General features: G+C 70.5%; 12 protein-coding genes. 7 read left to right on the top strand and 5 right to left on the bottom strand.

All coding sequences use genetic code 11. From position 1 onward, the window contains the following. Positions 1-9: 9 nt before the first annotated feature. Positions 10-849 (top strand): DUF3027 domain-containing protein, encoded by an 840-nt coding sequence (locus ACLQ3B_RS08025; RefSeq protein WP_425778775.1) that lies wholly within the window; start codon positions 10-12, stop codon positions 847-849. 36 nt (positions 850-885) lie between these two features. Here the strand turns inward: ACLQ3B_RS08025 and ACLQ3B_RS08020 are convergent, their stop codons facing one another. Continuing rightward, positions 886-1,131: a DUF2530 domain-containing protein gene (locus ACLQ3B_RS08020; RefSeq protein ID WP_425778773.1), complete on the bottom strand. Its 246-nt coding sequence runs from the start codon at positions 1,129-1,131 to the stop codon at positions 886-888. A gap of 88 nt (positions 1,132-1,219) precedes the next feature. Here ACLQ3B_RS08020 and ACLQ3B_RS08015 point away from each other — a divergent pair, with 88 nt between their 5' ends. The 4 genes from ACLQ3B_RS08015 (at position 1,220) to ACLQ3B_RS08000 (ending at position 5,223) form a co-directional block, all read left to right on the top strand. Continuing rightward, the gene (locus tag ACLQ3B_RS08015) at positions 1,220-2,698 is read left to right on the top strand and encodes an NCS2 family permease (RefSeq protein ID WP_425778771.1); all 1,479 of its coding nucleotides are present in this window, start codon (positions 1,220-1,222) and stop codon (positions 2,696-2,698) included. A 115-nt stretch (positions 2,699-2,813) separates the two neighbouring features. Beyond that, positions 2,814-3,263: a MarR family winged helix-turn-helix transcriptional regulator gene (locus ACLQ3B_RS08010; RefSeq protein WP_425778769.1), complete on the top strand. Its 450-nt coding sequence runs from the start codon at positions 2,814-2,816 to the stop codon at positions 3,261-3,263. A 72-nt stretch (positions 3,264-3,335) separates the two neighbouring features. Next, positions 3,336-4,619 carry an MFS transporter gene (locus ACLQ3B_RS08005; protein ID WP_425778767.1) on the top strand — a complete coding sequence of 428 codons (1,284 nt, stop codon included), beginning with the start codon at positions 3,336-3,338 and terminating at the stop codon, positions 4,617-4,619. A 94-nt stretch (positions 4,620-4,713) separates the two neighbouring features. Then, positions 4,714-5,223, top strand: coding sequence for a hypothetical protein (locus ACLQ3B_RS08000; RefSeq protein ID WP_425778765.1), 510 nt, complete (start codon positions 4,714-4,716; stop codon positions 5,221-5,223). Between the two features lie 14 nt (positions 5,224-5,237). On the opposite strand, the gene ACLQ3B_RS07995 is transcribed toward ACLQ3B_RS08000, so the two are convergent. After that, the gene (locus ACLQ3B_RS07995) at positions 5,238-5,993 is read right to left on the bottom strand and encodes a helix-turn-helix domain-containing protein (protein ID WP_425778763.1); all 756 of its coding nucleotides are present in this window, start codon (positions 5,991-5,993) and stop codon (positions 5,238-5,240) included. Positions 5,994-6,233: 240 nt separating this feature from the next. On the opposite strand from ACLQ3B_RS07995, the gene ACLQ3B_RS07990 reads away from it, so the two are divergent. Together ACLQ3B_RS07990 and ACLQ3B_RS07985 are read left to right on the top strand one after the other, a co-directional pair. Continuing rightward, entirely contained in the window at positions 6,234-6,899 is a 666-nt protein-coding gene (locus ACLQ3B_RS07990) for a DUF4097 family beta strand repeat-containing protein (RefSeq protein ID WP_425778761.1), read from the top strand. A 15-nt stretch (positions 6,900-6,914) separates the two neighbouring features. Continuing rightward, positions 6,915-7,745 (top strand): alpha/beta fold hydrolase, encoded by an 831-nt coding sequence (locus tag ACLQ3B_RS07985; RefSeq protein ID WP_425778759.1) that lies wholly within the window; start codon positions 6,915-6,917, stop codon positions 7,743-7,745. 54 nt (positions 7,746-7,799) lie between these two features. On the opposite strand, the gene sepH is transcribed toward ACLQ3B_RS07985, so the two are convergent. The 3 genes from sepH to ACLQ3B_RS07970 form a co-directional block, all read right to left on the bottom strand. Beyond that, positions 7,800-8,876, bottom strand: coding sequence for a septation protein SepH (sepH, locus tag ACLQ3B_RS07980; protein WP_358096329.1), 1,077 nt, complete (start codon positions 8,874-8,876; stop codon positions 7,800-7,802). Positions 8,877-9,061: 185 nt separating this feature from the next. Then, positions 9,062-10,189 carry a phosphoserine transaminase gene (serC, locus tag ACLQ3B_RS07975; protein ID WP_425778757.1) on the bottom strand — a complete coding sequence of 376 codons (1,128 nt, stop codon included), beginning with the start codon at positions 10,187-10,189 and terminating at the stop codon, positions 9,062-9,064. A 254-nt stretch (positions 10,190-10,443) separates the two neighbouring features. Next, positions 10,444-11,550, bottom strand: a complete 1,107-nt coding sequence (locus tag ACLQ3B_RS07970; RefSeq protein WP_425778755.1) for a citrate synthase 2 — start codon at positions 11,548-11,550, stop codon at positions 10,444-10,446. Positions 11,551-11,721 lie beyond the last annotated feature (171 nt).

Genomic DNA, 11,721 nt, shown 5'->3' with positions numbered 1-11,721 from the left:
GCGAGGCGCATGGGGAACAATGGTGAGGTGACCAGGCCCGTCTCCACCCGTGCCGCCCGTCTCGACCAGGTCTGCGCCGCCGCCGTCGAGGTGGCCCGCGCCGGCATCACCGAGGTCGACGCCGATGACGTCGGCGACCACCTGCAGGTTGTGGCCGAGGGTGATCGGCTGGTCACCCATTACTTCGAGTGCCTCCTCGCCGGTTACCGCGGCTGGCGCTGGGCGGTCACCGTCACCCGGGTGCCACGCAGCAAGACTGTGACCATCTGCGAGACGGTGTTGTTGCCCGGCCCGGACGCGCTGCTCGCGCCCGGCTGGCTGCCCTGGCAGGAGCGTCTCAAGCCGGGCGATCTGGGCCCGGGCGACCTGCTCCCGACCTCCCCCGACGACGATCGACTGGTCCCCGGTTACCTGCTCTCCGACGACCCCGCGGTCGAGGAGACGGCGTGGGAGTTGGGCCTCGGGCGCGCCCGCGTGCTCTCCCGGGAGGGCCGCATCGACACGGCGCAGCGCTGGTACGAGGGTGACCACGGCCCCGCCGCGGCCATCTCGACCGCCGCTCCGACCGCTGCCCGCTGCGGCACCTGCGGCTTCTACCTGCCGTTGGCCGGTGCGATGCGGCAGGCATTCGGGGCGTGTGGCAACTTCTACGCTCCCGACGACGGCCGGGTGGTGAGCGCCGATCACGGTTGCGGCGCTCACTCCGAGACGTTGATCGAGGCGGCCGACACCGCGGTCGAGGAACTGCCAACGGTGTACGACGACAGCGCCGTGGAGGCCATGTCGGTCAGCCGGGCCTCGGGCTCGGTGGAGGCCGCTGAGCCGGCGGAGCCGTACGGGCACTCCTGATCGTCCGCGCCGGAGTGCTCCGGCGCGGTGGCCAGGTCAACGCGCGCGGCGGCGGCGTCGGTTGGCGTCGTGTCGCATCATCACGGCGAGACCCGGAAAGCCCCAGAGGAAACCGGCGAGGCAGGTCCAGAGCCAGTTCTGGTGATCGTTGTCGGTCAACCAACCCCGGAAGAAGATCAGTAGGACCAGGCCGGCCACCGCCCACGCGATCAACCCGGCGAGGGCGAACGGCACCATCGGCGGATCCAGTGGCGCGGGCCGCGGTGGCTGCTCGTTCGGCATCCGGCAAGCGTACGGGATCTACTTCCCCTGCCCGCCGACGATCTGGGACGATGCGCGCGACAACCTGAAGATCACCTGCGAGGACCTGATGGCAGTAGCGCCGCCCGAGAACGGCACACCTCCCAATCCCGCTCATCCGCGCAACGGTTTCGACCGGTTCTTCGAGATTTCTGCCCGTGGCTCGACGTTGAGCCGTGAGGTACGCGGTGGTCTGGCGACCTTCTTCACGATGGCGTACATCGTGGTGCTCAACCCGCTGATCCTCGGCGGCGCCGTCGATGGTGACGGCAAGAGCCTCCCGATTCCCGCGCTGGCTGCCGCGACTGCGCTGGTCGCTGGCCTGATGACCATCCTGATGGGTGTGGTCGGCCGGTTCCCGCTGGCGCTCGCCGCCGGTCTGGGCGTCAACGCGCTTGTGGCGTACGAGATCGCCCCCGAGATGACCTGGGCCGACGCGATGGGCCTGGTGGTGATCGAGGGTGTGATCATCGCCGTGCTGGTGCTCACCGGCCTGCGGACCGCGGTGTTCCGCGCGGTGCCGACGCAGATGAAGACGGCGATCGGCGTCGGCATCGGCCTCTTCCTGACCATCATCGGCCTGGTCGACGCCGGTTTCGTCAGGCGGATCCCGGACGTCGCGAACACCACGGTGCCGGTCGGCCTGGGCATCGGCGGCAAGCTGGTGAGCTGGCCGCTGCTGGTCTTCGTGGTGGGTCTGCTGCTCACGCTGGTGCTGGTGGTCCGCCGGGTCAAGGGTGCGATCCTGATCGGGATCCTGACCTCCACCGTGCTGGCGGTGATCGTCGAGGCGATCGCCAACATCGGCCCGTCGTTCGTCGACGGGAAACCCAACCCGAAGGGTTGGGCACTGAACGTGCCGGAGCTGCCCAAGACGGTGGTGGACGTGCCGGACCTGTCGCTGCTCGGCAAGTTCAACGTGCTCGACTCGTGGGGACGGGCCGGCTGGGTGGTCGTGCTGATGTTCGTCTTCACCCTGTTGATCACGGACTTCTTCGACACCATGGGCACGATGGTGGCGGTCGGTCAGGAGGGCGGCCTGCTCGACGAGCGGGGCACCCCGCCGAAGGCCAAGGAGATCCTGCTAGTCGACTCGATCGCGGCGGCGGCCGGTGGTGCGGCCAGCACCTCCAGCAACACGTCGTACATCGAGAGTGCCGCGGGTGTCGGGGAGGGTGCCCGGACCGGCGTGGCCAGCCTGGTCACCGGCGTGCTCTTCCTGCTGGCGATGTTCCTGGCGCCGCTGGTCGTGATCGTGCCGTTCGAGGCGGCGTCGACGGCCCTGGTGGTGGTCGGTTTCCTGATGATGACCGCGGTGCGGACGATCGACTGGTCCGACTACGAGATCGCCATTCCGGCGTTCCTCACCATCGTGCTGATGCCGTTCACCTACTCGATCTCCAATGGGATCGGCGCCGGTCTGATCACGTTCGTGGTGGTCAAGCTGGCGCGGGGCAAGGCCCGGGAGATCCACCCGTTGCTGTACGGGGTGGCCGTGTTGTTCGTGCTGTACTTCCTGCGTGGGCCGATCGAGTCAGTGGTGCTCTGAGGCACGTCCGGGCGGGGAGTCGATCGGGGATTCCCCGCCCGTACCATCTGAATCCCCTCGTGAGGCTGGTCATAACGGATGTCGTTAGCCATGCTCATTAGTTAAGCTAACTACTGTGACGGAGCGGACGGTGACGGCGGAACGCGTGCCACCGGCGCAGCTGGCTCCCCAGCTGCGTGATGCGATCACCCGACTCAACCGGCGGGTCCGACAGGCCCGACCGGTCGGCGACCTCACGGTCACCCAGGTCTCCGCGCTCACCAGCCTGCGGCTGGCGGGCGCGATGACACCCCGGGAGCTGGCCGACGTGGAGCGGGTGCAGCCGCCGACGATGACCAAGATCGTCGGGAAGTTGGAGGACCGCGGCCTCGTGCGGCGGACACCCCATCCGACCGACGGGCGGCAGGTCATCCTCGCGGCGACCGAAGGAGGGCAGGCCGTGCTCGACCAGTTCGAGCGGGCCCGCGACGAGTGGCTGGCCCATCGGCTGGCCGCACTCGACGAGGACGAACGGGAGACCCTGCAGAGGGCCGCCCAGATTCTTCAGCAGCTCGCTCGCGCCTGAGCCGCATTCGCGCCACCGGGTCCGTGCCGTCACCTGTCGATGACGCGTACGTCCGGAGGAGGCGCACCAAGAGTGCAGGCGAAGCTGAGCACGATGTTCCAGTCCCTACAGGTCCGCAACTACCGCCTTTTCGCATCCGGGCAGCTGATCAAGTTGGTCGGCGTCTGGATGATGTTCATCGCCCAGGACTGGCTCGTCCTCGAGCTCTCCAACAACTCGGCCACCGCGCTCGGCGTGGTCACCGCCTGCCAGTTCACCCCGGTGCTCCTGCTCACCCTGCTCTCCGGCCGGCTCGCCGACCGGTACGACAAGCGGGTGCTGCTCTTCGCCGCCAACGCCTTCTGGAGCCTGCTGGCGCTCGGCATGTCGCTGCTGGTCATCACCGACCTGGTGCAGCTCTGGCACGTCTTCGCCTTCGCCGCGTTGCTCGGTACGGCCAACGCCGTGGAGACCCCGGTCCGGCAGGCGTTCGTCTCCGAGCTTGTCGGCACGCCGCTGCTGCCCAACGCGCTGTCACTGAACGCCGCCGTGTTCAACTCCGCCCGGATCGTCGGCCCGGCCGTCGCCGGCCTGGCCATCGCCGCGTTCGACGTGGGCCCGGTCTTCCTCTTCACCGCTGTCAGCTCCATCGCGCCCCTGGTCAACGTGGTCCGAATGCGGACGGCCGACCTGCACCGCGACGCCCTGCTGCCGCGCGACGAGCGGGCGTCCGCCCGGGTCGTCGACGGGCTGCGGTACGTCTCGCGCCGCCCCGACCTGCTGCTGCCGATGGCGGTCATGTCGGTGATCGGCATGTCGCTGTTCAACTTCCAGCTGACCCTGGCCGCGCTGGCGAAGACGGTCTTCCACACCGGTGCCGCCTCCTTCGGCCTGTTCAGCACGGCGCTGGCCGTGGGCGCGCTCGGCGGCGCGCTCAGCGGCACCGGTCGGCGGAGCCGGCCGTCGGTCTGGCTGGTGCTCGGCGCGGCGATCGCCTGCGCCAGCTTCGGCACCCTGGTCGGTCTCGCCTCGACGTACTGGCTGGTCGTGGCACTGCTGGTGCCGACCGGCTTCTTCATGGTGTTCTTCGCCCAGGCCGCCAACCAGCGGGTCCAGTTGGGCGTGGACGCGGCCTTCCGGGGGCGGGTGATGGCCCTGTGGGTGTTGGTGTTCCTGGGCACCAACCCGGTCGGCGCGCCGTTGATCGGCTGGGTCGCGGAGCACTTCGGTGCCGGTGCCAGCATCTGGATGGGTGGGCTGATCTCGCTGGCCGCCGCGCTGATCGCCCTCACCTGGCAGCTTCGCCACTCCGGTGCCCGGCTGCGGTTCCGGGTGCTGCCGATGCCCCGTTTCTATGTCACCTCGACCGACTGCTGAGGTTTGGGCGTAGCTGGCCGCGTCCCGTTGCGAGGATCGCGCGGATGCGGCCAAACCGCTGGCGGGGTGGCACGGTGGGGCTTAGCGTCGATACGTGGGAGTCGGACGCGCGCTGATGCTGGCCCTGGCGTTCCTCGCCGTGGCCAGTCTGCCGGCGGCATTCGCCCTGATCTTCTGCTACGACGAGATCCTCGACCGGGTCGTCTGCGGGTGGTCCGAGTGGCGTGACCGCCGACGGGAGAAGCGCACGATCGCCCGTCTCGACCGGGCCATCGAGGCCGACGCGCTGACCCGCGACATCGACCTCAGCGAGTTCGACCGCGCTGACCGTCGGCCACTGGAGCAGCTCGCCGCGGACCTGCGTCGTCTCGGCGGTCAGCGGGTCGGCGGCGCCGGTCGATCGATGGTCTGGCACAGCGCGCTGCTCCAGGCGTACGACGACCGGCTTCGCCTCGCCTGCCGCGCCCTCGGCGTCACCGAGCACCTCGCCGAGTTGGAGGGCGTCGATCAGGAGATCGAGCGGGTCCGGGTGGAGGGCGTGCTGCACGCCGCCGGGCTGGCCCTTCCGGCGGCCCGGGCCGGGCACCGACAGCGACACCGCTGAGCGCGGCCGATCGGCTATGACCGATCCGGTGCCGGCTGCGCGATGCCCGATGTGGCCGCTTGGGATCTGGTGTGGAGCACCGCGCGGGCCTGTTCGGCGGCGCGGGTGATGCTCTCGCTGATGAAGTCGAGGAAGCGGGCGATGTTCTCCAGCCGGGCGGCGGCGGGGGTGTGCGCGCCGAGCAGGGCGACGCCCTGGCGTGCGGTCGCGACGAGATGGTCGTTGGCCCGCGCGCTGGCGATCGTCGCCTGGTAGAAGAGCTCGTCGTCGATGACGTAGCGGTCGCGGCGGCGTTCGTCGCGTTCGCGGCGGACCAGGCTCTGGCTCTCGAGGAAGGTGATCGCCTTGGAGATCGACGCCGGGCTGACCTGGAGGCGCTGGGCGAGTTCGGACGCGGTGAGACTGCCCGAGTCGGTGAGGAACAGGCTGGTCAACACTCGGGCCCCCATCTTGTTCAGACCGGAGGCCATGAGGACTGTGGTGAACGCCTGCTCGTAGTCGGCCACGGCCTGGGCATCGCGTCCGTGTTGTCGGGGGGCTGCCTCGGCGCCACGGGGAGGGGCGGGCTTGCGCCGGTGGGCGCGGTGCTCGGTCGCGTGCTGGGCCAGATCGGCCCGGTAGCCGGTCGGGCCGCCATTGCGCATCACCTCGCGGGTGACCGTCGAGGTGGGGCGGGCGAGGCGTCGGGCGATCTCGGCGTAGGGGAGGCTGTCGGCCAGCCCCAGCGCGATCTGCTGGCGTTCCTGCTGGCTGAGCCTGCCTCCCGGCATCGCGATCTCCCTCTCGTGGTCCCGTGGAGCGGCGGTCCCGGACTCCGCCACCATAGCGTTAACCCGCATCCCAATGCAACGGCGATGGGGCCAACGTTGCATTAGATTCGGGGTCGTTGCAACAATTCCGTGAGCTTGAGCAGCTAAAACACCATCTAACTGCAACAGGGCGGTTGCAGAAACTGGAAAGCAACGTAGCGTTTCCCACATCAGTAACAAGCACCAACCTGGGAGAGCACGATGCAGACGTTCGACACACCCGCCCCCATCTCCGCCGTCCTGGACATTCCTGCCGGGCGCATCCAGCTCATCGCCGCGGACCGCACCGACACCATCGTCGAGATCCTCCCGGCCGACCCCGCCAAGAGCAGCGACACCAAGGCCGCCGAGCAGACCACTGTCGCCTACGCCGACGGCGTCCTGCGAATCACGACCGCACGTCCCCTCAACAAGCTCTTCGGCCCCTCCGGCTCGCTGGAGGTCACCGTGCGGGTGCCTGCCGGCTCCCACGTCGATGCCAGGGCCGCCAGCGCCGAGCTTCGGTGCGTCGGCCGCCTCGGCGACGTCGCCTTCGACGGGGCGTACCGGGAGATCAAGATTGACGAGGCCGCGAGTGTCCGCCTCACCGCGATCGACGGCGACGTCGAGGTCGGCCGGCTCAGCGGCCCCGCCGAGATCAGCACCGCCCGGGGTGACATCAGGGTCGCCGAGGCGCTGCGCGGCACTGTCGTCCTCCGTACCCAGTCCGGCGACATCTCGGTCGCGGCGGCGGCCGGCGTCTCGGCCGTCCTGGACGCCGGCACCGGCCACGGCCGTGTCAGCAACGCCCTCAAGAACGACGGCACCGCCGAGCTCGACATCCACGCCAGCACCCCGCAGGGCGACATCAACGCCCGCAGCCTCTGAAAAGGACGGATCGAGATGACGAACAACAGCATGTCCTCGACCAACTCGACGTGGACCGGCCTGGTGTCGGTCGACGACACGGCCCTGGCCGTCACCGACACCGGCGGGCCCGGCATCCCCGTGGTGTACCTCAACGGCCAGTTCGCCACCCAGGGCTACTGGCGGCGGGTCATCGCCGACCTGGGCGCCGGGTTCCGGCACATCACCTACGACGAGCGGGCTCGCGGCAGGAAGTCGAAGCGCTCAGCCGACTACTCGTTCGAGGCCGCCGTCCGGGACGTCGACGCCGTTCTCGCCGCTCGGGGCGTACACCAGGCGGTGTTTGTGGGCTGGTCCTACGGTGCGGTGGTCGGGGCGCACTGGGCCAACCGGAACCCGGAGCGCACCCTGGGCGCGGTCCTGGTCGACGGTGCCTTCCCGCACGACTGGCTCGACGAGGCCATGGCGCAGCGGATCCGCAAGATGTTCCGACGGATGAACCTGTTCATGCCGCTGCTGCGCCCGACCGGCCTGACCCCACGGATGAATGCCGACCAGATGGCGGACAGCAACATCGAGCTCGGCGAGCTCTCCCGCGAGCGCGAACTGGGCCCGGTGCTGGACGCCATCACCGTCCCGGTGCGGTACGTGGTCGCCTCCGGGACGTCCCTCGGCAGTCGCGGGGACGAGCAGGAGCAGATCCGTGCCAGCCTCGACGCGGTGACCGCCCGCAACCCGAACATCACCATCGGCGCGAAGGTCGCGAGCAACCACGGCGCGATCCTCAAGAAGGACTTCCGGGCCGTCGCCGAGGCCGTACGCGGGGTCGCGGCCCCTCGCCGCGAAGGCGCTGGAGACGCTCGGTGAGGGACGAACACTCGCGTTGACGGGTGGCGCAGGGTCACCCGTCAACGCGAAGCGTCAGGACGATTCGCGGGCGGCCGGGCCGCTGCCGAAGAGCACGTCGTCCCAGCTCGGCAGCCGCTTGCGGGGCTTGCCGTTGGCGTCGGTGGACTCACCGGAGGCCGCCGCGGCGGCCGTCCGACGGGGCCGCAGCACCGCCAGCGACGGCACGGCCGGCACCTCCTTGGGCGCGTCCGAGTCGTCGTCGAAGGCCGACCCCTGACCGCCGCCGAGCAGCGCGGCGGCACCCCCGCCGACCGGCCGCTGCCGAGGCGCGTCCGAACCGGCAAGAGCAGCCGGGGTACGCGGCTCAAGGCCACGACCCGACGACCCGCCGAGCGGGCGGTCCAGGGAGGCGAGCAGCGCGTCGCGGCCAGCCCGGATCGGATCGCGGCCGGGGCGCGGGTGCTCGGACGCCGCCGGCAACCCGTGCCCACCACGGCTCGGCTCGCCACGCGACGGACCCGGGAGGCCGTGCCCGGTCCGTTCCGGTGCCGGCTCCTGGCCGAGGATCGGCGTGGGCCGCTCGGCACACAGGTACTGCGCCATGTCGTCGTGCGGCGTGACCACCTGCCGGGCCTTGTCCATGTCCCAGATGGCCTGCGCGGTGGCCTTGCCGGACGGCCAGGTGGCGATGATCCGCCACGTGCCGTCGTCGCGCCGGTAGGCGTCCCAGGAGATCTTCTCAGTGTCGATGCCGTGCTGGCTCAGCCGGCCGTTGACCACCTCGGCGAGCGGGGTGGGCTTCTCCGCGCCCTTGAGGCGGGTGCGGCGGGCGTGCTGGGCGAGCATCGCCCGCTCCTGCAACACCGGGCCGGCGTAGCGCAGCACCCGGTCGACCGGCACCCCGGCGATCCGGGCGACATCCTCCGCGGACTCACCAGAGCGGATGCGGGCCTGGATGTCCCGAGGAGACAGTGAGGGAATCGGGTCGGCAGTGGTCGGTGCCACCGCGAGCGGCGGGGCACCCGGCTCGGGGTGCATCACGCCGGCGATGCGTTCGTCGATCGGCAGGGCGAGGAGTCGCCCCACCTCGTCGGCGAGCACCAGGGCCTGGCCGTCCTCGGAGAGGGCGACGAAGCGTACTGGGCGCATAGCGTTGCCTCCGTCCCGCTTCGCTGGCCGCACGCCACGAGTCGGCCACCCAGGCGTCTCGGACCACCGTACGCGCATCTGCCCAAGGGTGGGGGAAGCGACACCCCGCATGTCGTGACTGAGCTGCGGCGATGATCACGGTCGGTGTCCGTGGAGGCCCCGACGGACACCGACCGTGACGAAGGTCAGAGTCGCTCGACCACGTAGTCGATGGACGCGGTGAGCGCCTCGACATCGGTCGGCTCGACGGCCGGGAACAGCGCCACCCGCAGCTGGTTGCGACCGAGCTTGCGGTAGGGCTCAGTGTCCACGATGCCGTTGGCGCGCAGCGCCTTGGCGATCGCCGTGGCGTCCACCCCGTCGGCGAAGTCGATGGTGGCGACCACGTTGGAGCGCAGCGACGGGTCGGTGACGAACGGGGTGGCCACACTGGACCGCTCCGCCCAGCCGTAGACCGCGGCGGCGCTCTCGGCGGTGCGCTTCGACGCCCAGGCCAGGCCGCCCTGCGCGTTCATCCAGTCGGTCTGCTCGGCGGCCAGGAAGATGGTGGCCAGCGCCGGGGTGTTGTAGGTCTGCTCCAGCCGCGAGTTGTCGATCGCGGTGACCAGGTCGAGGAAGGCGGGGATGTAGCGCCCGGACGCCTTGATCTCGGCGGCCCGGTCAAGTGCGGCCGGGGACATCAGGGCCAGCCAGAGACCGCCGTCGGAGCCGAAGCACTTCTGCGGAGCGAAGTAGTAGACGTCGGTCTCGCCGACGTTGACGTCCAGGCCACCCGCGCCGGAGGTCGCGTCGACAAGCAGCAGCGCGCCCTCGTCGGCCCCGGCCACCCGGCTGATCGGGACGGCCACACCTGTCGAAGTCTCGTTCTGCGGCGTCGCGTACGCGTCCACGCCGGACTCGGCGACCAGGGCCGGAGCACTGCCCGCGTCGGCCTTGCGGACGGTCGGCTCACCCAGGAACGGGGCGTCCTTGACCGACTTGGCGAACTTGGCGCCGAACTCGCCGAAGCTGGCGAACTGGGCCCGGTCGCGAATCAGGCCGAAGGTGGCGACCTCCCAGAACGCGGTGGTGCCGCCGTTGCCGATCACCACCTCGTAGCCCTCGGGCAGCGAGAAGAACTCGGCGATGCCGGAGCGCAGCCGGGCCACCTGGTCACGGACCGTCTTCTGCCGGTGGGAGGTGCCGAGGTAGGTGGTCGCGACCTCGGCGAGGGCGGACACCGCCGCCGGGCGAACCTTGGACGGGCCGCAGCCGAAGCGTCCGTCGGCGGGCTTGATCTCATCGGGAATCCGGATGATCGGTGCGTCAGCCACGGTCTTGAAGATCCTTCCGCAAGGGCGAGGGCGGGCCCGGCGACACTGCCGGCCCTCATCCTCGCACCCGCCCCGGACCGCGATGGGCGGGGTCCCGGCGGTCGGTCTGAGTCCTTCGCCACAGTCGGCTCCGGCAGCCGTCGACAACGACCCTTCTTCGACGCGCGGCGTCGAAAGGGCCCCTCCCCGACGCGCGGCGTCGAAAGGGCCCCTCGCTGACGCGCGGCGTCGGGGAGGGGCCCTTTCCTACCAGCTCAGACGCCGTGCGGGATGGCCGCCCAGCCCTCGACCTCGGACGGCTTGCGGGCCTCCGGGCCCATGTAGCGGGCGGACGGGCGGACCAACCGCTGAAGGCGCTTCTGCTCCAGGATGTGCGCGCTCCAGCCGCCCATCCGGGCGCAGGTGAACATCGAGGTGAACATGTGCGCCGGCACCTCGGCGAAGTCCAGCACGACGGCCGACCAGAACTCCACGTTTGTGGCCAGCACCCGGTCCGGTCGGCGGGCCTGAAGCTCGGCGAGGGCGGCCTTCTCCAGCGCCTCGGCGATCTCGAAGCGCGGCGCGCCCAGCTCCTTGGCCGTGCGCCGGAGCACTCGGGCGCGCGGGTCCTCGGCACGGTAGACGCGGTGGCCGAAGCCCATCAACCGCTCGCCGCGGTCGAGGACGCCCTTGACGTAGCCCTCCGCGTCGCCGCTGCGCTCCACCGCCTCCAGCATGCTGAGCACCCGGGACGGGGCACCGCCGTGCAGCGGGCCGGAGAGGGCGCCGATGCCCGACGAGATGCAGGCCGCCGCGTCCGCCCCGGTGGAGGCGACGATGCGAGCGGTGAAGGTGGACGCGTTCAGGCCGTGCTCGGCGGCCGAGATGAAGTACGCGTCGACGGCCTTGACGTGCCGCGGGTCGGGCTCGCCGCGCCAGCGCTTCATGAACCGCTCGACGATGGTCTGCGCCTTGTCGATCTCCTTCTGCGGCACCGCCGGCAGGCCGAGGCCGCGAGCGGACTGGGCGACGAAGGAGAGCGCGGTCACCGACACCCGGGCGAGATCCTCGCGGGCCCGCTCGTCGGAGATGTCCAGCAGTTGGCTGAGACCCCAGTACGGGGCCAGCATGGCCACCGCGGACTGCACGTCGACGCGGATGTCACCGGAGTGCACCGGCACCGGGAACGGCTCCGCCGGCGGCAGGCCCGGCCCGAAACGGCCGTCGACAAGTAGTGCCCACACGTTGCCGAACGACACCTGGCCGATCAGATCCTCGATGTCGACTCCGCGATAGCGCAGCGCGCCGCCCTCACGGTCAGGTTCGGCGATCTCGGTCTCGAAGGCGACGACGCCCTCCAGCCCGGGTTTGAAATCGGCCATGTCGCTCTCCTGGATCTGGTCGGTGCGCCCGATCGCTCATCCGGCCCGATCGGCCGAGCGCCTTAGGCGACCCTCAGGGATGTGTTCGGAACATACTGCCTGCTGAGTAAGGGATACGCGACCCGCTGCGACTGTGCTGCACGCGACATCCCCGGACGCGCATTCTCCGCC

It is taken from the genome of Micromonospora sp. DT53 (assembly GCF_049841535.1).
GTDB lineage: Bacteria > Actinomycetota > Actinomycetes > Mycobacteriales > Micromonosporaceae > Micromonospora.
This window is presented reverse-complemented; position numbering and strand designations above follow the sequence as displayed.